General features: G+C 62.1%; 21 protein-coding genes. 5 read left to right on the top strand and 16 right to left on the bottom strand.

Annotated features, from left to right (window positions below; translation table 11 throughout):
* Positions 1–7: 7 nt before the first annotated feature.
* From rpmC to rpsL, 14 genes are all read right to left on the bottom strand, one after another.
* On the bottom strand, positions 8–208 hold the full coding sequence (gene rpmC, locus BPNPMPFG_RS03590) for a 50S ribosomal protein L29 (protein ID WP_006205459.1): 201 nt from the start codon (positions 206–208) through the stop codon (positions 8–10).
* 13 nt (positions 209–221) lie between these two features.
* The gene (gene rplP / locus BPNPMPFG_RS03585; protein ID WP_013531427.1) at positions 222–635 is read right to left on the bottom strand and encodes a 50S ribosomal protein L16; all 414 of its coding nucleotides are present in this window, start codon (positions 633–635) and stop codon (positions 222–224) included.
* Between the two features lie 27 nt (positions 636–662).
* A complete protein-coding gene (gene rpsC, locus BPNPMPFG_RS03580) occupies positions 663–1,388 on the bottom strand; it encodes a 30S ribosomal protein S3 (protein WP_023672753.1) in 726 nt (241 codons plus the stop codon).
* Complete coding sequence (gene rplV / locus BPNPMPFG_RS03575; RefSeq protein ID WP_006205462.1) at positions 1,388–1,777, bottom strand: 50S ribosomal protein L22; 390 nt, start codon at positions 1,775–1,777, stop codon at positions 1,388–1,390. Before rplV ends, rpsC begins: the two co-directional genes overlap by 1 nt.
* Positions 1,778–1,779: 2 nt before the next feature.
* Positions 1,780–2,058: a 30S ribosomal protein S19 gene (rpsS, locus tag BPNPMPFG_RS03570; protein WP_006205463.1), complete on the bottom strand. Its 279-nt coding sequence runs from the start codon at positions 2,056–2,058 to the stop codon at positions 1,780–1,782.
* A gap of 16 nt (positions 2,059–2,074) precedes the next feature.
* Complete coding sequence (rplB, locus tag BPNPMPFG_RS03565) at positions 2,075–2,908, bottom strand: 50S ribosomal protein L2 (protein WP_024505067.1); 834 nt, start codon at positions 2,906–2,908, stop codon at positions 2,075–2,077.
* A gap of 22 nt (positions 2,909–2,930) precedes the next feature.
* Positions 2,931–3,224 carry a 50S ribosomal protein L23 gene (locus BPNPMPFG_RS03560; RefSeq protein WP_027028839.1) on the bottom strand — a complete coding sequence of 98 codons (294 nt, stop codon included), beginning with the start codon at positions 3,222–3,224 and terminating at the stop codon, positions 2,931–2,933.
* Positions 3,221–3,841 (bottom strand): 50S ribosomal protein L4, encoded by a 621-nt coding sequence (gene rplD, locus BPNPMPFG_RS03555; protein ID WP_027057017.1) that lies wholly within the window; start codon positions 3,839–3,841, stop codon positions 3,221–3,223. The genes BPNPMPFG_RS03560 and rplD overlap by 4 nt, the downstream gene beginning before the upstream one ends.
* A complete protein-coding gene (rplC, locus tag BPNPMPFG_RS03550) occupies positions 3,841–4,554 on the bottom strand; it encodes a 50S ribosomal protein L3 (protein ID WP_111548978.1) in 714 nt (237 codons plus the stop codon). Before rplC ends, rplD begins: the two co-directional genes overlap by 1 nt.
* 61 nt (positions 4,555–4,615) lie before the next feature.
* A complete protein-coding gene (rpsJ, locus tag BPNPMPFG_RS03545) occupies positions 4,616–4,924 on the bottom strand; it encodes a 30S ribosomal protein S10 (protein ID WP_010909272.1) in 309 nt (102 codons plus the stop codon).
* 69 nt (positions 4,925–4,993) lie between these two features.
* The gene (gene tuf / locus BPNPMPFG_RS03540) at positions 4,994–6,169 is read right to left on the bottom strand and encodes an elongation factor Tu (protein ID WP_095090666.1); all 1,176 of its coding nucleotides are present in this window, start codon (positions 6,167–6,169) and stop codon (positions 4,994–4,996) included.
* A gap of 66 nt (positions 6,170–6,235) precedes the next feature.
* Complete coding sequence (gene fusA, locus BPNPMPFG_RS03535) at positions 6,236–8,326, bottom strand: elongation factor G (protein WP_258593272.1); 2,091 nt, start codon at positions 8,324–8,326, stop codon at positions 6,236–6,238.
* Between the two features lie 29 nt (positions 8,327–8,355).
* Positions 8,356–8,826, bottom strand: a complete 471-nt coding sequence (gene rpsG, locus BPNPMPFG_RS03530) for a 30S ribosomal protein S7 (protein WP_008875664.1) — start codon at positions 8,824–8,826, stop codon at positions 8,356–8,358.
* 75 nt (positions 8,827–8,901) lie between these two features.
* On the bottom strand, positions 8,902–9,273 hold the full coding sequence (rpsL, locus tag BPNPMPFG_RS03525; protein WP_006333356.1) for a 30S ribosomal protein S12: 372 nt from the start codon (positions 9,271–9,273) through the stop codon (positions 8,902–8,904).
* Between the two features lie 462 nt (positions 9,274–9,735).
* Between rpsL and BPNPMPFG_RS03520 the strand changes: the two genes are divergently transcribed.
* From BPNPMPFG_RS03520 to BPNPMPFG_RS03510, 3 genes are all read left to right on the top strand, one after another.
* Positions 9,736–10,017, top strand: a complete 282-nt coding sequence (locus BPNPMPFG_RS03520) for a hypothetical protein (RefSeq protein ID WP_027028835.1) — start codon at positions 9,736–9,738, stop codon at positions 10,015–10,017.
* 50 nt (positions 10,018–10,067) lie between these two features.
* On the top strand, positions 10,068–11,180 hold the full coding sequence (locus BPNPMPFG_RS03515) for a PLP-dependent cysteine synthase family protein (RefSeq protein ID WP_258593271.1): 1,113 nt from the start codon (positions 10,068–10,070) through the stop codon (positions 11,178–11,180).
* Between the two features lie 89 nt (positions 11,181–11,269).
* The gene (locus BPNPMPFG_RS03510) at positions 11,270–12,196 is read left to right on the top strand and encodes a Gfo/Idh/MocA family protein (protein ID WP_258593270.1); all 927 of its coding nucleotides are present in this window, start codon (positions 11,270–11,272) and stop codon (positions 12,194–12,196) included.
* A gap of 91 nt (positions 12,197–12,287) precedes the next feature.
* Here BPNPMPFG_RS03510 and BPNPMPFG_RS03505 read toward each other — a convergent pair whose 3' ends face one another.
* Positions 12,288–12,662, bottom strand: a complete 375-nt coding sequence (locus BPNPMPFG_RS03505; protein ID WP_258593269.1) for a chlorophyllide reductase — start codon at positions 12,660–12,662, stop codon at positions 12,288–12,290.
* 121 nt (positions 12,663–12,783) lie between these two features.
* Here BPNPMPFG_RS03505 and BPNPMPFG_RS03500 point away from each other — a divergent pair, with 121 nt between their 5' ends.
* Both BPNPMPFG_RS03500 and BPNPMPFG_RS03495 read left to right on the top strand, forming a co-directional pair.
* Positions 12,784–13,362, top strand: a complete 579-nt coding sequence (locus BPNPMPFG_RS03500; RefSeq protein ID WP_258593268.1) for a DUF2975 domain-containing protein — start codon at positions 12,784–12,786, stop codon at positions 13,360–13,362.
* Between the two features lie 13 nt (positions 13,363–13,375).
* Positions 13,376–13,588 carry a helix-turn-helix domain-containing protein gene (locus tag BPNPMPFG_RS03495; RefSeq protein WP_258593267.1) on the top strand — a complete coding sequence of 71 codons (213 nt, stop codon included), beginning with the start codon at positions 13,376–13,378 and terminating at the stop codon, positions 13,586–13,588.
* A 157-nt stretch (positions 13,589–13,745) separates the two neighbouring features.
* Here the strand turns inward: BPNPMPFG_RS03495 and rpoC are convergent, their stop codons facing one another.
* Positions 13,746–17,942 carry a DNA-directed RNA polymerase subunit beta' gene (gene rpoC / locus BPNPMPFG_RS03490; protein WP_258593266.1) on the bottom strand — a complete coding sequence of 1,399 codons (4,197 nt, stop codon included), beginning with the start codon at positions 17,940–17,942 and terminating at the stop codon, positions 13,746–13,748.
* Between the last annotated feature and the right edge of the window lie 97 nt (positions 17,943–18,039).

Genomic DNA, 18,039 nt, shown 5'->3' with positions numbered 1-18,039 from the left:
TTCGTCCTTAAGCCTTCTTAGCCGCGGACTTTTCCGCAGCGATGGTCTTGATACGCGCGATGTCCTTGCGGACCTGTCTCACGCGCGCGGTCTTCTCGAGCTGGCCGGTGGCCTTCTGGAAGCGCAGGTTGAACTGCTCCTTCTTCAGGCTGGCCAGGTCGTCGGTCAGCTGGTCCTGGGTCTTGGTCCGGATGTCTTCGGCTTTCATGATCAGCCCGTCCTTATTCTGCGATGCGCTGCACGAAGCGCGTCTTGACCGAGAGCTTGGCCGCGCCGAGACGCAGTGCCTCACGGGCGGTTTCTTCATTGACGCCGTCGATCTCGAACATGATGCGGCCCGGCTTGACGCGCGCCGCCCAGTAGTCGACCGCGCCCTTGCCCTTACCCATGCGGACTTCGGTCGGCTTCGAAGTGACCGGCACGTCCGGGAAAATACGGATCCAGACGCGACCGGCGCGCTTCATTTCACGGGTGATCGCGCGGCGGGCCGCCTCGATCTCACGTGCGGTGACGCGGTTCGGCTCAAGCGCCTTCAGCCCGAAACCACCGAAATCCAGGTTGGTGCCGCCCTTTGCTGTACCATGGATACGGCCCTTGAACTGCTTGCGGAACTTTGTGCGCTTTGGCTGCAGCATCGTTCTAACTCCAAATTCCTAAATGTCTCAGGCGTTTTCGCGACGACGACCGCGTTCGCGATCACCACCACCGCCATGCGCAGCATCGCCCTCGGTCGCACGACGCTCCGAAGCCATCGGGTCGTGCTCGAGGATCTCGCCCTTGAACACCCAGACTTTCACGCCGCAGATGCCATATGCGGTGTGCGCTTCGGCCGTGCCGTAGTCGACGTCCGCACGCAGCGTATGCAGCGGCACGCGGCCTTCGCGGTACCATTCCATGCGCGCGATCTCGGCGCCGCCAAGACGGCCGGCGCAGTTGATGCGGATGCCTTCGGCACCGAGGCGCATCGCCGACTGCACGGCACGCTTCATGGCGCGACGGAACGCGATACGGCGCTCTAGCTGCTGGGCGATCGACTGGGCGACCAGGGTCGCGTCGATTTCCGGCTTGCGCACTTCAACGATGTTGAGGTGCGTCTCGGATTTCGTCATCTCCATCAGCTTCTTGCGAAGCTTCTCGATGTCGGCGCCCTTCTTGCCGATGATCAGACCCGGACGCGCCGCATGGATGGTGACGCGGCACTTCTTGTGCGGGCGCTCGATGACGACCTTCGAGATCGCGGCCTGCTTGAGTTCCTTCTCAAGATACTTGCGGATCTTGATGTCCTCATGCAGCAGCTTGCCGTACTCGCCGGTGTTCGCGAACCAGCGCGAATCCCAGGTGCGGTTGATGCCGAGGCGCAAACCGATCGGATTGACTTTCTGGCCCATTATGCGGCCTCCCCTTTTTCTTCGACTTCACGAACGACGATCGTGAGGTGCGAGAACGGCTTCTCGATACGGCTGGCGCGACCACGGCCACGGGCATGGAACCGCTTCATGACGATCGACTTGCCGACATAGGCTTCCGCCACGATCAGCGCATCGACGTCGAGGTCGTGGTTGTTTTCCGCGTTGGCGATCGCCGATTCCAGCGTCTTCTTGACCGTGCCGGAAATTCGCTTGGCCGAGAATTCGAGATCGGAAAGCGCTGTCGCGACCTTCTTGCCGCGGATCAGCGCGGCAACGAGGTTCAGCTTCTGCGGGCTGATACGGATCGTGCGCAACACGGCGCGCGCTTCGTTGTCAGCAAGCCTGCGCGGAGCTTTGGCCTTGCCCATGATTATTTCCTCTTCGCCTTCTTATCCGCGCCGTGACCGTAATAGGTCCGGGTCGGAGCGAATTCACCGAACTTGTGACCGACCATGTCCTCGTTCACCGAAACCGGAACATGCTTCTGGCCGTTGTAGACACCGAAGGTGAAGCCGACGAACTGCGGCAGGATGGTGGAGCGACGGCTCCACATCTTGATCACCTCATTGCGACCACCTTCACGAACCTTGTCCACCTTCTTGAGAAGGTAGCCGTCGATGAAGGGGCCTTTCCAAATAGAACGAGTCACTTGGCGTTACCTCTTCTTAGCTCTTGCGCTGATGGCGCGAGCGCAGGATGAACTTGTCGGTCGCCTTGTTGGACCGCGTCTTCTTGCCCTTGGTCGGCTTGCCCCAGGGCGAAACCGGATGGCGGCCACCCGAGGTGCGGCCTTCGCCGCCGCCGTGCGGATGGTCGACCGGGTTCATGGTCACGCCGCGATTGTGCGGACGCTTGCCACGCCAAACCGTACGACCGGCCTTGCCGTCGTTGATGTTGCCATGGTCCGGATTGGATACGGCACCGACGGTGGCCATGCAGGAGCCGTGAACGACACGCTGCTCGCCCGAGTTGAGGCGCAGGATCGCCATGCCCTGGTCGCGACCGACCAGCTGGCCATAGCCGCCGGCCGAACGGGCAACCTGAGCGCCCTTGCCCGGCTTCAGCTCGATGTTGTGGACGATGGTGCCGACCGGCATCGAGGCCAGCGGCATCGCATTGCCCGGCTTCACGTCGACCGATTCACCGGACACGATCTTGTCGCCGGGAGCCAGACGCTGCGGAGCGATGATGTAGGACAGCTCGCCATCATCATACTTGATCAGCGCGATGAAGGCGGTGCGGTTCGGATCGTATTCGATGCGCTCGACCGTGCCGACAACGTCGAACTTGCGGCGCTTGAAGTCGATGATGCGGTACGAACGCTTGTGACCGCCGCCGATGAAGCGGGCCGTGATGCGACCGTGATTGTTGCGGCCGCCCGACTTGGTCAGGCCCTCGGTCAGGCCCTTGACGGGCTTGCCCTTGTAGAGGCCCGAGCGGTCGACGATGACCAGCTGGCGAGTGCTCGGCGTTACCGGGTTGAATTTTTTCAGTGCCATTGTTCTGTCCTCGCGGCCTTGCTCAGAGACCCGTCGCGACGTCGATCGACTGGCCGTCGGCCAGTGTCACAATCGCCTTCTTGACGTCGCTCTGGCGGCCAACCGTGCCACGGAAGCGCTTGATCTTGCCCTTGCGGACAAGCGTGTTCACGGCCATCACCTTGACGCCGAACAGCGCTTCGACGGCGGCCTTGATTTCCGGCTTCGACGCCTTCTTGGCGACGTTGAAGACGACCTGGTTGTTCTCGGAAGCCATGGTCGACTTTTCGGTGATCGCCGGCGAGACGATCACGTCGTAATGACGAAGGTCGGTCATTTAAAGCGCTCCTCGAGAGCCTCGACGGCGGCCTTCGAAAGGACCAGCGTGCCGCGGCGCAGAATGTCGTAGACGTTGATGCCCTGAATGGGCAGCACGTCGATGTTGGGGATGTTCGTCGCCGCCAGCTTGAAGTTCTTGTCAAGCTCGGCACCGCCGATCAACAGAGCGTTGGTCAGGCCCAGCGTCGCGAAATTCGCGATCAGCGCCTTTGTCTTGGCCTCGGTCAGCTTCAGCTCGTCGATGATGATGATCGACGCGCTCTTGGCTTTTGCCGAAAGAGCGTGCTTCAGACCGAGCGCGCGAACCTTCTTCGGCAGCTCGTGCTCATGGCTACGAACGACCGGGCCGTGGGCCTTGCCACCGCCGCGGAACTGCGGAGCGCGTGCCGAATGGTGACGGGCGCGGCCCGTACCCTTCTGCTTGTACATCTTGGCGCCGGTGCGCGCGATCTCGGCGCGGCCCTTGGCCTTGTGCGTGCCCTGCTGCTTCTTGGCGAGCTGCCAGCGCACGACGCGCTGCAGGATGTCTTCGCGCGGATCAAGGCCGAAAATCTCCTCGGAGAGTTCCACCTTGCCGGCGTCCTTGCCGCCAAGCGTTGTGATCTTGAGATCCATTATTCCGCTCCCTCTGTGGCCGGAGCCTCGTTCTTGACAACGGCGCGGATCGCGGCCGGCTTCGGCGCATTGGCCGGCAGTGCCACCTTGGCCGCATCGCGGACCAGGATCCAGGCGCCCTTCGATCCGGGAACCGCACCGCGGATCAGGATCAGGCCGCGGTCGGCGTCGGTCGAAACGATCTCGACATTCTGCGTGGTGACGCGGGTGTCGCCCATGTGGCCAGCCATATGCTTGCCCTTGAACACCTTGCCCGGGTCCTGGCGCTGGCCGGTCGAACCGTGCGTACGGTGCGAGACCGAGTTACCGTGCGTTGCACGACCACCACCCATGTGGTGGCGCTTGATGACGCCCTGAAAACCCTTGCCGATCGTCGTGCCCGTCACATCGACCTTCTGGCCGGGGACGAAATGCTCGACGGTGATCTCGGCGCCGACATCGATCATGTTGTCGGCGGAGACGCGGAATTCGGCGACCTTCGCCTTCGGCTCGACGGAAGCGGTCGCGAAATGGCCGCGCATCGCCTTCGACGTGTTCTTCACCTTGGCAAGGCCAACGCCGAGCTGAACGGCGGTGTAGCCATTCTTCTCCTGCGTGCGCTGGGCCACGACCTGGCAGTTCTCCATCTGGAGAACGGTGACGGGAACATGTTCCCCGGCATCGTTGTAGATGCGGGTCATTCCCACCTTCTTTGCAATCACACCTGAACGCATCGGTTCAATTCCTTTAGAGTTCCGGGCCAGGGGCACCGCCCCTTACCGCGCTCTCATTCCCTTAGAGCTTGATCTCGACGTCGACGCCGGCGGCCAGATCGAGCTTCATCAAAGCATCGACCGTCTGCGGGGTCGGATCGACGATGTCGAGCAGACGCTTGTGCGTGCGCATCTCGAACTGCTCGCGGCTCTTCTTGTCGACGTGAGGCGACCGGTTGACCGTAAACTTTTCGATCCGCGTCGGCAGCGGAATGGGGCCGCGGACGTTGGCACCGGTGCGCTTGGCCGTCGACACGATTTCCTTCGTCGAGGCGTCGAGCACGCGGTGATCAAACGCCTTCAGGCGGATGCGGATATTCTGTCCGTTCATGCGTCACTTCCTTGTTCTGGCGCGGCGCGGGCAACTCCGGCGCCCGCGACAGATCGGTTTAAGTCCAAATTACTCTTTGATGGTGACGACGATGCCGGCACCGACGGTGCGGCCGCCTTCACGGATGGCGAAGCGCAGCTTCTCTTCCATGGCGATCGGCACGATCAGCTCGACATCGACCGTGATGTTGTCGCCAGGCATCACCATCTCGGTGCCTTCCGGCAGCGACACGATGCCGGTCACATCCGTCGTGCGGAAATAGAACTGCGGACGGTAGTTGGTGAAGAACGGCGTGTGACGGCCGCCTTCGTCCTTGGTCAGGATGTAGGCTTCGGCCACGAACTTCTTGTGCGGCTTCACCGTACCGGGCTTGGCCAGAACCTGGCCGCGCTCGACGCCTTCACGATCAACGCCGCGCAGCAGCGCGCCGATGTTGTCGCCAGCCTGGCCCTGATCGAGCAGCTTGCGGAACATCTCGACGCCGGTGCAGGTCGTCTTGGTCGTCGGACGGATGCCGATGATCTCGAGTTCCTCGCCAACCTTGACCACGCCGCGCTCGACGCGACCGGTCACAACCGTGCCACGGCCCGAGATCGAGAACACGTCCTCGATCGGCATCAGGAACGGCTTGTCGAGCGGACGAACAGGCGTCGGGATGTAGGCATCGACCGCAGCCATCAGCTCGCGGATCGCGTCCTCGCCGATCTTCTTGTCGCTGTCTTCCAGAGCCGCAAGCGCCGAACCCTTGACGATCGGAATGTCGTCGCCGGGGAACTCGTTCTTGGTCAAAAGCTCGCGAACCTCGAGCTCGACCAGTTCGAGCAGCTCGGCGTCGTCGACCTGGTCGACCTTGTTCAGGAACACCACGATCGACGGCACGCCGACCTGACGGGCCAGCAGGATGTGCTCGCGGGTCTGCGGCATCGGGCCGTCGGCGGCCGAAACAACCAGGATCGCGCCGTCCATCTGCGCGGCACCGGTGATCATGTTCTTCACATAGTCGGCGTGGCCGGGGCAGTCGACGTGAGCGTAGTGGCGGGCAGCCGTCTCGTATTCGACATGCGCCGTCGAGATCGTGATGCCGCGCGCCTTCTCTTCTGGGGCAGCGTCGATCTGGTCGTAGCGCTTGTATTCGCCAAAATACTTCGTGATCGCCGCCGTCAGCGACGTCTTGCCATGGTCAACGTGACCAATCGTGCCGATGTTCACATGAGGCTTGTTACGCTCGAATTTACCTTTTGCCATGTGATGTCTCCAATCCTGCTCGCCCGTGCGGGCCTTGAATTAAGTTACTGCTGCAACCCGTTCGAGTTACGCGTATTTCTTCTGGACTTCCTGAGCGACCGCGGTCGGCACAGGCTCATAGTGATCGAACTGCATCGTGTAGGCCGCGCGGCCCTGGCTCATCGAGCGCAGGTTGTCGACGTACTTGAACATGTTGGCGAGCGGCACCATCGCGTTGATGACCACTGCAACGCCACGTGCTTCCTGGCCCTGGATCTGGCCGCGACGGCCGTTCAGATCGCCGATGACGCTGCCGACGTAGTCTTCCGGCGTCACCACTTCGACCTTCATGATCGGCTCGAGCAACTGCACGCCAAGCTTGGGTGCGGCTTCACGGAAGCAGGCGCGGCCGGCGATTTCGAAGGCCAGAACGCTGGAGTCAACATCGTGGTAGGCACCGTCGATCAGCGTCGCCTTGACGCCGATCATCGGGAAGCCCGCGAACGGACCCGAGGTCATGACGCTGTTGATGCCCTTTTCGACACCGGGGATGTATTCCTTCGGAACGGCGCCGCCGACGATCTTGGTTTCGAACTGGAACTCGCTGCTCTCCGGATTCGGCTCAAAGACGATCTTGACGCGGGCGAACTGACCGGTACCGCCGGTCTGCTTCTTGTGCGTGTAGTCCTGCTCATGCTTGCGGGTGATCGTCTCGCGATAAGCCACCTGCGGCGCGCCGACATTGGCCTCGACCTTGAACTCGCGACGCATGCGGTCGACGATGATGTCGAGATGGAGCTCGCCCATGCCGGAAATGATCGTCTGGCCGCTTTCCTCGTCGGTCTTGACCCGGAAGGACGGATCCTCGGCGGCCAGGCGGTGAAGGGCGAGGCCCATCTTTTCCTGGTCGTTCTTGGTCTTCGGCTCGATCGCGATCTGGATGACCGGATCGGGGAATTCCATACGCTCGAGGATGACCGGGTGCAGCGGATCGCTGAGCGTGTCGCCGGTGGTCGTGTCCTTGAGGCCAGCCAGAGCGACGATGTCGCCGGCAAAAGCTTCTTCGACGTCGGCGCGCGAGTTCGCATGCATCTGCAGCATGCGGCCGATGCGTTCCTTCTTGCCCTTCACGGTGTTGTCCACCGAGATGCCCTTGGTGAGCTTGCCCGAATAGATGCGGGCAAAGGTCAGCGAACCGACGAACGGGTCGTTCATGATCTTGAAGGCGAGCATCGACAGCGGCTCGTTGTCGTCGGCATGACGCTCGATCTCGGCGTCGGTCTTGGCATCGACACCCTTGATGGCCGGAACATCGGCCGGCGACGGCAGATATTCGACGACGGCGTCGAGCAGCGGCTGCACGCCCTTGTTCTTGAAGGCGGAGCCACAGAACATCGGGTAGAACTTCACCGCGATGGTGCCCTTGCGGATCAGCGCGCGGATCTCGTCATTCGACGGCATCTTGCCTTCGAGGTAGTTCTCGAGTGCCGTCTCGTCCATTTCGACGGCGGCTTCGATCATCTTCTCGCGGTATTCCTCGGCACGAGCCTGGAGGTCGGCCGGGATCTCGACGACGTCCCAGGCAGCGCCCAGCGTCTCGTCGCGCCAGACCAGCGCGTTCATCTCGACGAGGTCGACAACGCCCTTGAACTCGGTCTCGGCACCGATCGGCAGCTGCATGACGACGGCATGCGCACCAAGGCGCGAACCGATCATCTCGACCGAGCGGTAGAAGTCGGCGCCGATCTTGTCCATCTTGTTGCAGAAGATCATGCGCGGAACGCGATACTTGTCAGCCTGGCGCCAGACGGTTTCCGTCTGCGGCTCGACACCGGCATTGGCATCGAGCAGCGCAATGGCGCCGTCGAGCACGCGCAGCGAACGCTCGACTTCGATGGTGAAGTCGACGTGTCCAGGGGTGTCGATGATGTTGAAGCGGTACATCTTGCCGCTACGACCCTTCCAGAAGGTCGTGGTCGCGGCCGACGTGATGGTGATGCCGCGCTCCTGCTCCTGCTCCATCCAATCCATGGTGGCAGCGCCGTCGTGGACTTCGCCGATCTTGTGCGACTTGCCCGTGTAATAGAGGACGCGCTCGGTGGTCGTCGTCTTGCCGGCGTCAATATGCGCCATGATACCGAAATTGCGGTAGTCTTCGATTTTGTATTCGCGGGCCATCGTAGCTGCCTCTCAGTCTCGTTCGCGCTTTACCAGCGGTAGTGCGCGAAAGCGCGGTTGGCTTCAGCCATCTTGTGGGTGTCTTCACGCTTCTTGACGGCCGTGCCGCGGTTGTTGGCCGCGTCCATCAGCTCGCCGGAGAGGCGGTCGACCATCGTGGTCTCGTTGCGGTTGCGGGCCGCGGCAATCAGCCAGCGAATGGCCAGTGCCTGGCGGCGCTCGGGGCGCACGTCGACCGGAACCTGGTAGGTGGCGCCGCCGACACGACGGGACCGCACTTCCACATGCGGCGCGACATTGTCGAGCGCCTGATGGAAGACGGTGACCGGCTCCTGCTTGGTCTTCGACTGAACCTGGTCGAGCGCGCCGTAGACGATGGTCTCGGCAACCGACTTCTTGCCGTCATACATGACGGCGTTCATGAACTTGGTGACGATCAGATCGCCGAACTTCGGGTCCGGATTGATCTCACGCTTTTCTGCACTGTGACGACGCGACATTTTTTCTCTGCCTCAATTATGCGTGGTGGCCTGGATCCCGGAGTTTTGCCCGGGATGACCTTCGCTACGCTTCGGTCACTTCGGACGCTTGGCGCCGTACTTCGAACGGCGCTGCTTGCGGTTCTTCACACCCTGCGTGTCGAGCACGCCGCGGATGATGTGGTAGCGAACGCCCGGAAGATCCTTGACGCGGCCGCCGCGGATCATGACCACGGAGTGTTCCTGAAGGTTGTGGCCTTCGCCGGGGATGTACCCGATCACTTCAAAACCATTGGTCAGGCGGATCTTGGCCACCTTGCGCAGCGCCGAGTTCGGCTTCTTCGGCGTCGTCGTGTAGACGCGTGTGCAGACGCCCCGCTTCTGCGGGTTCTGCTGCATGGCCGGGACCTTGTTGCGCTTCACCGGCGCAATGCGCGGCTTGCGGATCAGCTGGTTGACGGTAGGCATTAAACCCTCTTGTCTCTCAATTCCGTGTCTCGCCCGGTCAGGGCCGCTCAAAGCGTCATTTCCATACGCAAATTCGGGCCATAAACCGCGCCTCGCGGTCTTGCCCGAACAAATGGCAGAGGAAGCGGAAGCCGCTTCGTGCACGCCGGAAATGTCTTTTCGCTCGTAAAACGAACCCTGTTTGAGGCAAACTCCAAAGCGTGTCGCTTCGGAAGGGAGAGCCTCACATCGGTTCTGACTGGGCGGCTTCTACTCGTAAGCCCGCGAACCGTCAACCCCGGAGTGCCAAATATTGCATTGAGGCCGGGGCTTGGCAGCCATGCGAAAACCGCATGTAATTTTCTTTCGCCATTTTGCAAGGCAGAGGAAGAAAGTGACCAGCTTTTGGCTGTTGCAGGGCAAGGCTTCATGCGAAAAGGCGGCATGAGCAGTCAAAATCCCCTAGCACGGAGGAATCGGCCCGTGAACGACAATGAGGAGCGCCCGGTCACCATCGTCACCGGCCGGGTGTGGAAGAAGAAAGGCGGCAAGCCGGAAGGCGTGCACGTCATGCTGGTCGCGCCCGACGACGATTCGGCGGTGCGCCGCGTGCTCGAATCGCTCGCGGCGGAAGGCTACGCCGAGGCCGAGCTCGACCAGATCGGCGACATGGAAGGCGTGCCGGATGACGAGCCGCACCTGTCGGCCTTCCAGGGCGCGCTCGAGGGCGAAGTGTCGATCGTCACGTTCGACGTTCCCATTTAAAAAACCGGGCCGATCTAAAACCGGGCCGATCTGAAACGAGGGCGCCGACGATGGCCGAAGCAAAAGCGAGTGGACCTGCATCCCGGGTCTGGGTCGACCGGGCTGTCGCGGCGATCGAGGCCGACCAGCGCCGCTCGGCCGACACGCATCTGTGGAAGCTGGACCTGCCGGCGCTGACCGGAATCGACTTCTACCTCAAGGATGAATCCACCCATCCGACCGGCAGCCTGAAGCACCGGCTGGCACGTTCGCTGTTTCTCTACGCGCTGTGCAACGGCCTGATCCGCAAAGGCGCGCCGGTGATCGAAGCGTCGTCGGGCTCGACCGCGGTGTCGGAAGCGTATTTCGCCCGCATGATCGGCGTGCCGTTCTATGCGGTGATGCCGCGCTCGACATCGCGCGAGAAGATCACTGCCATCGAGCACTATGGCGGCAACTGCCATTTCATCGACGACGGCAGGCGCATCTATGCCGAGTCGGCCGAACTCACCGAGCGGCTTGGCGGCCATTTCATGGACCAGTTCACCCATGCCGAGCGCGCCACCGACTGGCGCGGCAACAACAACATCGCCGAATCGATCTTCGGGCAGATGCGCGAGGAGCGGCATCCGATCCCGGCCTGGATCGTGATGAGCGCCGGCACGGGCGGCACCACCGCCACGATCGGCCGCTTCTTGCGCTACAAGCAGCACGCGACGCGGCTGTCGGTCGCCGATGTCGAACGCTCCGCCTTCTTCGATGGTTTTGCGACCCGTGACCGTGACTGTCGCTGCGAACAGCCGTCACGGATCGAGGGAATCGGCCGCCCACGCGTCGAGCCGTCATTCGTACCAGGCGTCATCGACCATATGCTGCGGGTGCCGGACGCGGTGTCGCTGGCGGCGATGCGGGTGCTGTCGCGCCGGCTCGGCCGCCGTGTCGGCGGCTCGACCGGCACCAACTTCATCGCCATGTGCTTTCAGGCCGCGCGCATGATCGAGGAAGGCAAGGCCGGTTCGCTGGTGACGCTGATCTGCGATTCCGGCGACCGCTATGCCAACACCTATTATTCCGACGAATGGCTGGCAGCCAACAGCCTCGACCCCTCGCCTTTCGAACCGGCAATCGAGGCCTTTCTGGCCGGCGAAAAACTGGGGCTGCGGTTCGAGGAAAGCTGGGGCTGACTTTTCGGCTTCGGCTTGTCTGCTTCGGCTTGTCGGGGGCAAGTGTTCTGCTAAGAAACCACCTTCATCATTTAACAGACGGAGCGGCCGTGTCCCAGCCCATCAAGATAGGCATCGTCGGCGTCGGCAAGATCGTCCGCGACCAGCACCTGCCGGCCCTGGCGAAAGACCAGGACTATCGCCTCATCGCAGCCGCCAGCCGGCATGGCAAGGTGGAAAACATCCCGAATTTTCCCGATATCGAAGCCATGCTCGACGCGGTGCCGGAGCTCGAGGCGGTCTCGCTCTGCATGCCGCCGCAGTTTCGCTATGACGCGGCGCGCACAGCGCTGGAAGCGAAAAAACATGTCTTCCTGGAAAAGCCGCCCGGCGCCACGGTCAGCGAGGTCGAGAACCTGAAGGCATTGGCCGCGAAAAACGGTGTTTCGCTGTTCGCAAGCTGGCATTCGCGCTATGCGCCGGCGGTCGAGGCCGCGCGTGCCTTCCTGGGTTCGGCCAGGATCAAGTCGGCCGCCATCAACTGGAAAGAAGACGTGCGCCGCTGGCATCCGAACCAGGAGTGGATCTGGGCGCCCGGCGGCTTCGGCGTCTTCGATCCCGGCATCAATGCGCTGTCGATCGTGACTCACATCCTGCCGCCGATGTTCATCATCTCGGCGATCCTCGACTTCCCCGAGAACCGCGCCGCCCCGGTCGCGGCGCATGTCAGCTTCCGCACCTCGAACGGCTTGCCGGTGACGATGGAGCTCGACTGGCTCCAGACCGGGCCGCAGAGCTGGGACATTGTCGCCGACACCGACAAGGGCGCGATGGTGCTTTCCGGCGGCGGCTCGAAGCTCGCCGTCGACGGCCGCGTCGTCCACGACGAGCTGGAAGCGGAGTACCCGATGCTCTACAGGCGCTTCGCCGAGATCGTGCGCGCCGGCAGCTCCGATGTCGATCTGACTCCGCTCCAGCATGTCGCCGACGCCTTCATGCTCGGCAAGCGCAATGTGGTGGAAGCGTTTTTCGACTGAGATCTGACACCGGAGCCGCATTCGCTGGTATCTCGCGGCGCTCGCAGGCAGAGCATCGTCGCGCGACAGAGTTTTTTGCGGATCGGTTGAATCAATCCTTGGTCCGGCAACCGGCGCGCTTGACCATATCGGCAACGATCAGCGGCGTTGCCGGCGTCTGGGACCAGCTGCCCTGACTGGGCGAGCCTGCTTCAAGGGCAGCACGAACCGACCCCGTATCCAGGCTCAAGGGCTTGCTGCAGGAAACGGTGCGTGCGCTGCCGATCGTATCGACGATCACGCCGGTCGCTTCACCAACCCCGGCGACATAGGCGACGAGCGTTTGCCTGGCGATTGGACTCGTATCGGCCTTTTCGATCATCTCCATCACCTGCCCCACCGATATTTGACCTGTTGCGGTCGACGGCAGGGCGATGGCTGCCAAAGGCGTCATGAACGCCACCGCAGCGGCGAAGGTGACAGCCATAATCTGGCGTTTGAAGGAAGGCATCGGTTTCTCCTGTTGTAGGGATGTTGACAGGAAACATCATTATGCATAAATTAATTATTGTAAAACGATAATTTCTTTCGATAGAGCGAGACTCCCAATGATTGAAACTATCATCGCGGCTCCGGCCCTTGATCCCGCTCGCCAGGCAAGGTTGAAACGCATCCGCCTTTTCAGCCTGGTGTTGGCGAGATGTTTTGTCATCCTGGCCACAGTGCTGACCATCGGTTTGCTGTTCTACTGGCTCACGGTCTCCGCCGGTTCGATCGCGGCCGATGCGCAGATCCCGCAGGAATGGCTGAGCGAGTTTGGCCTCGGCCGAAGACTGGCTGGGTTCGCGATCTCGTTCGTGCCGCTTGCCTGTCTCGTCATCGCCCTGCTGGCGGCCAGGCGCTGCTTCGGTGCCTTCGCAGCCGGGGACTTCTTCGGTCAGGGCGCCATCGGGAATCTGCGGTATTTTGGCCTTGGCCTGCTGGCGTCCGCCTTGCTGAAACCGCTTTCGGCGGCGGCATTGTCCGTTCTCCTGAGCTGGGACGCACCTGCCGGCCAGCACCGGCTGACGCTTGGCCTCGACAGCGACACGATGCTGACCTTGCTGGCAGCGGGCATCGTCGCTGTCATCACCTGGGTCATGGCCGAGGCAGCCGCGCTCGCCGATGAAAACGCACAGTTCATCTGATGAGGATCAGTCCATGCCCATAAGGGTCAGGCTCAATGTCGTCCTCGCCGAACGAAACGTGAAGTCGAAGGACCTGGCCGAATATGTCGGTATCACCGAGGCCAATCTCTCTCTGTTGAAACAGGGAAAGGTCAAGGGCATCCGGTTCGACACGCTGGAGCGCATCTGCGACTACCTCGACTGTCAGCCGGGCGATCTGCTTCGCTTCGAGAAAGCTCCCCAATAGCGCAAAAGAAAAGGCCGCCGGGTTGCCCCGACGGCCTTGTTGCCTGAGATTCCTGGAGCGGTTCACCGAACAATGAACCGCTCTATTTTTTGTTTTGGCGCAATTCCGGACGGAAAACCGTTTCACACTTTTCCTGGAATTGCCCTGCCCGCCGCGCTTACTGCGCGGCGGTTGTCATGTCGGCCAGCATCGGCTCGGCGATTTCCACACCGGAGGCCTTGCGGCGCTCGTCGATGATCAGTTCGTCGCGCGAGGTGGCGATGCGCCGGATCTGGCTCATCGTGCCGCCAGTACCGGCCGGGATAAGCCGGCCGACGATGACGTTTTCCTTCAGCCCCTGCAGCATGTCGGTCTTGCCGGCAACCGCGGCTTCCGTCAGCACCCTGGTCGTCTCCTGGAAGGAGGCGGCCGAGATGAAGGACGGCGTCTGCAGCGATGCCTTGGTGATGCCAAGCAGCACCGGCAGGCCTTCGGCCGGCTTCTTGCCGTCCTCGACCAGGCGCTCGTTGACCTCTTCCAGTTCGATCACGTCGACATGATCGCCCGGAATGTAGGTCGAGTCGCCTTGCACCGTGATCTCGACCTTCTGCAGCATCTGGCGAACGATCACCTCGATGTGCTTGTCGTTGATCGACACGCCCTGCAGGCGGTAGACTTCCTGGATCTCGTTGACGAGGTAGGAAGCAAGTGCCTCCACGCCCTTGATCGCCAGGATGTCGTGCGGCGCAGGATTGCCGTCGAGGATGTAGTCGCCCTTCTCGATGACGTCGCCATCCTGGAGATGGAACGGCTTGCCCTTCGGGATCAGGTATTCGACCGGCTCAAGCGTCGAGTCATGCGGCTCGATGATGATGCGACGCTTGTTCTTGTAGTCGCGGCCGAAGCGGATCGTGCCGTCGATCTCGGCGATGATGGCGTGATCCTTCGGACGACGTGCCTCGAACAATTCGGCAACACGCGGCAGACCGCCGGTGATGTCCTTGGTCTTGGCGCTTTCCATCGGAATACGCGCCAGCACGTCGCCGGGGCGAACCTGCGAGCCCGGCTCGACCGAAAGAATGGCCTCGACCGAGAGCAGGAAGCGGGCGTCGCCACCCTTCGACAGTTTTCCGACCTTGCCCTTGGCGTCCTGGATGGCAATCGCCGGCTTGAGGTCGTTGCCACGTGGCGTCGAGCGCCAGTCGATGACCTCACGCTTGGTGATGCCGGTCGACTCGTCGGCCGTTTCCTGAACGGAAATGCCGTCGACCAGATCCTCGTACGACACCCTGCCCTCGATTTCGGTGAGGACCGGGCGGGTATAGGGATCCCACTCGGCGATACGCTGGCCGCGCTTCACCTTGTCGCCATCGTCCACGAAGATGCGCGAACCATAGGTGAGACGGTGCGAGGCGCGCTCCTTGCCGGCTTCGTCGAGGATCAGCACCGCCATGTTGCGGCCCATGACCATCTGCTGGCCGTCGGAGTTGCGCACCACGTTGCGGTTGCGGATCTCGACCTTGCCCTCATACGAGGCTTCAAGGAACGAGCTATCCACCACCTGCGCGGTACCGCCCATGTGGAAGGTACGCATGGTGAGCTGGGTGCCCGGCTCGCCGATCGACTGCGCCGCGATGACGCCGACGGCTTCGCCCTGGTTGACCGGGGTGCCGCGAGCCAGATCGCGTCCGTAGCAGACCGCGCACACGCCGATCCTGACTTCGCAGGTCAGTGCCGAGCGAATGCGAACCGACTGGACGCCGGCCTTTTCGATCTGTTCCACGTCACGCTCGTCCATCAGCGTTCCGGCCTTGACCAGAACCTCGCCCGACACCGGATGGGTGATGTCGTCGAGCGACGTACGGCCCAGCACGCGCTGGCCGACCGAAGCGACGACCTGACCAGCATCGACGATCGGCTGCATGGTGAGGCCCTTGTCGGTGCCGCAGTCGACGGAGTTGACGATGCAGTCCTGCGCCACGTCGACCAGACGACGGGTGAGGTAACCCGAGTTCGCCGTCTTCAAGGCGGTATCGGCCAGACCCTTGCGGGCGCCGTGGGTCGAGTTGAAGTACTCGAGCACGGTCAGGCCTTCCTTGAAGTTCGAGATGATCGGCGTCTCGATGATTTCACCCGACGGCTTGGCCATCAGGCCGCGCATGCCGGCGAGCTGGCGCATCTGGGTGGGCGAGCCACGCGCACCGGAGTGCGACATCATGTAGATCGAGTTCATCGGCTTCTGACGGCCATTGTCCTCGAACTCGACCGCCTTGATGCGGGCCATCATTTCGTCGGCGACCTTTTCCGAGCACTTGGCCCAGGCGTCGACGACCTTGTTGTACTTCTCGCCCTGCGTGATCAGACCGTCATTGTACTGCTGCTCGTATTCCTTGGCCAAAGCCTCGGTGTCGGAGACCAGTTTGATCTTGGCGTCCGGGATCAGCATGTCGTCCTTGCCGAACGAAATGCCGGCGCGGCAGGCATGGCTGAAGCCAAGCGCCATGATGCGGTCGCAGAAAATGACCGTCTCCTTCTGACCGCAGTGGCGGTAGACGGTGTCGATCATCTTGGAGATGTTCTTCTTGGTCATCTCCTGGTTGGCAGTCTCGTAAGGCACGTTGACGTTCTTCGGCAGAAGTTCGCCGATGATCATGCGGCCAGGCGTGGTGTCATGGATCTTCGACACGACCTTGCCTTCGGCGTCGACCGTACGGAAACGACCGCGGATCTTCGAGTGCAGCGTCACCGCCTTGGTCTCGAGCGCGTGCTGGAGTTCGCCCATGTCGGCAAACACCATGCCCTCGCCCGGCTCGTTCTGGTTGACTATCGAGAGATAGTAGAGACCGAGAACCATGTCCTGCGACGGCACGATGATCGGCGCGCCGGAAGCCGGGTGCAGGATGTTGTTGGTCGACATCATCAGCACGCGGGCTTCAAGCTGCGCTTCGAGCGACAGCGGCACGTGAACGGCCATCTGGTCGCCGTCGAAGTCGGCGTTGAAGGCCGTGCAGACCAGCGGATGCAGCTGGATCGCCTTGCCTTCGATCAGGATCGGCTCGAACGCCTGGATGCCCAGGCGGTGCAGCGTCGGCGCGCGGTTCAACAGCACCGGATGCTCGCGGATAACCTCGTCGAGGATATCCCAGACCTCCGGACGCTCCTTCTCGACCAGCTTCTTGGCCTGCTTGACGGTCGAGGAGTAACCCTTGGCGTCAAGACGGGCGTAGATGAAGGGCTTGAACAGTTCGAGCGCCATCTTCTTCGGCAGGCCGCACTGGTGCAGCTTGAGCTCCGGACCGGTGACGATGACCGAGCGGCCGGAATAGTCGACGCGCTTGCCGAGCAGGTTCTGGCGGAATCGGCCCTGCTTGCCCTTGAGCATGTCGGACAGCGACTTCAGCGGACGCTTGTTGGCGCCGGTGATGACGCGGCCACGACGGCCGTTGTCGAACAGCGCATCGACGGCTTCCTGCAGCATGCGCTTTTCATTGCGCACGATGATGCCGGGCGCGCGCAGCTCGATCAGCCGCTTCAGACGGTTGTTGCGGTTGATGACGCGGCGATAGAGGTCGTTCAGGTCGGACGTGGCGAAGCGTCCACCATCCAGAGGAACCAGCGGGCGCAGGTCCGGCGGGATCACCGGGACCACCTTCATGATCATCCATTCCGGACGGTTACCGGATTCCATGAAGTTCTCGACGACCTTGAGCCGCTTCAGATACTTCTTCTGCTTCAGCTCGGACGTGGTCGAAGCCAGTTCCGAACGCAGGTCGCCGGCGATCTTCTCGAGATCCATGCCGGCCAGAAGGTCATGAATGGCCTCGGCGCCGATCATGGCGGTGAAACTATCCTCGCCATACTCGTCGACGGCGATCATGTACTCTTCCTCGCTGAGCAGCTGGTGCTCCTTCAGCGCGGTGAGGCCAGGCTCGGTGACGATGTAGTTCTCGAAGTAGAGGACGCGCTCGATGTCCTTCAGGGTCATGTCGAGCAGCGTGCCGATGCGCGACGGCAGCGACTTCAGGAACCAGATATGGGCGACGGGCGCGGCGAGCTCGATATGGCCCATGCGCTCGCGACGGACGCGCGACAGCGTGACTTCGACGCCGCACTTCTCACAGATGACGCCCTTGTACTTCATGCGCTTGTACTTGCCGCACAGGCACTCATAGTCCTTGATCGGGCCAAAAATGCGCGCGCAAAACAGGCCGTCACGCTCCGGCTTGAAGGTGCGGTAGTTGATGGTCTCCGGCTTCTTGATCTCGCCGAACGACCAGGACAGAATCTTCTCAGGGCTGGCCAGCGATATCCGGATGGAATCGAACACCTGTGCAGGCGCCTGGGGATTGAAGAGATTCATGACCTCTTGGTTCATGCCGTTCTCCTTTTCGGGGTCCTCGAAAACCCCTTGCATCTAGCGCGGGCCAAACGCCCGCCGTCTTGTGTCGGCCACCGGCCGAAGAATTTGGTGC

The sequence above is a fragment of the Mesorhizobium sp. AR07 genome (assembly GCF_024746815.1).
In the GTDB taxonomy this organism is placed as follows: Bacteria; Pseudomonadota; Alphaproteobacteria; order Rhizobiales; family Rhizobiaceae; genus Mesorhizobium.
Note: the sequence above shows the minus strand (reverse complement) of the source record. Positions and strands in the feature narration are given on the sequence as shown.

What these genes read in the sequence shown, in the direction of transcription:
- rplB (WP_024505067.1), bottom strand. Translation starts at nt 2,908, where the DNA reads ATGGCACTGAAAAAATTCAACCCGGTAACGCCGAGCACTCGCCAGCTG.
- rpsL (WP_006333356.1), bottom strand. Translation starts at nt 9,273, where the DNA reads ATGCCTACCGTCAACCAGCTGATCCGCAAGCCGCGCATTGCGCCGGTG.
- rplP (WP_013531427.1), bottom strand. Translation starts at nt 635, where the DNA reads ATGCTGCAGCCAAAGCGCACAAAGTTCCGCAAGCAGTTCAAGGGCCGT.
- fusA (WP_258593272.1), bottom strand. Translation starts at nt 8,326, where the DNA reads ATGGCCCGCGAATACAAAATCGAAGACTACCGCAATTTCGGTATCATG.
- tuf (WP_095090666.1), bottom strand. Translation starts at nt 6,169, where the DNA reads ATGGCAAAAGGTAAATTCGAGCGTAACAAGCCTCATGTGAACATCGGC.
- BPNPMPFG_RS03495 (WP_258593267.1), top strand. Translation starts at nt 13,376, where the DNA reads ATGCCCATAAGGGTCAGGCTCAATGTCGTCCTCGCCGAACGAAACGTG.
- rpmC (WP_006205459.1), bottom strand. Translation starts at nt 208, where the DNA reads ATGAAAGCCGAAGACATCCGGACCAAGACCCAGGACCAGCTGACCGAC.
- rpsC (WP_023672753.1), bottom strand. Translation starts at nt 1,388, where the DNA reads ATGGGCCAGAAAGTCAATCCGATCGGTTTGCGCCTCGGCATCAACCGC.
- rplD (WP_027057017.1), bottom strand. Translation starts at nt 3,841, where the DNA reads ATGGATCTCAAGATCACAACGCTTGGCGGCAAGGACGCCGGCAAGGTG.
- BPNPMPFG_RS03505 (WP_258593269.1), bottom strand. Translation starts at nt 12,662, where the DNA reads ATGGCTGTCACCTTCGCCGCTGCGGTGGCGTTCATGACGCCTTTGGCA.
- BPNPMPFG_RS03515 (WP_258593271.1), top strand. Translation starts at nt 10,068, where the DNA reads ATGGCCGAAGCAAAAGCGAGTGGACCTGCATCCCGGGTCTGGGTCGAC.
- rpsG (WP_008875664.1), bottom strand. Translation starts at nt 8,826, where the DNA reads ATGTCGCGTCGTCACAGTGCAGAAAAGCGTGAGATCAATCCGGACCCG.
- rpsJ (WP_010909272.1), bottom strand. Translation starts at nt 4,924, where the DNA reads ATGAACGGACAGAATATCCGCATCCGCCTGAAGGCGTTTGATCACCGC.
- rpoC (WP_258593266.1), bottom strand. Translation starts at nt 17,942, where the DNA reads ATGAACCAAGAGGTCATGAATCTCTTCAATCCCCAGGCGCCTGCACAG.
- rplC (WP_111548978.1), bottom strand. Translation starts at nt 4,554, where the DNA reads ATGCGTTCAGGTGTGATTGCAAAGAAGGTGGGAATGACCCGCATCTAC.
- BPNPMPFG_RS03500 (WP_258593268.1), top strand. Translation starts at nt 12,784, where the DNA reads ATGATTGAAACTATCATCGCGGCTCCGGCCCTTGATCCCGCTCGCCAG.
- rplV (WP_006205462.1), bottom strand. Translation starts at nt 1,777, where the DNA reads ATGGGCAAGGCCAAAGCTCCGCGCAGGCTTGCTGACAACGAAGCGCGC.
- BPNPMPFG_RS03560 (WP_027028839.1), bottom strand. Translation starts at nt 3,224, where the DNA reads ATGACCGACCTTCGTCATTACGACGTGATCGTCTCGCCGGCGATCACC.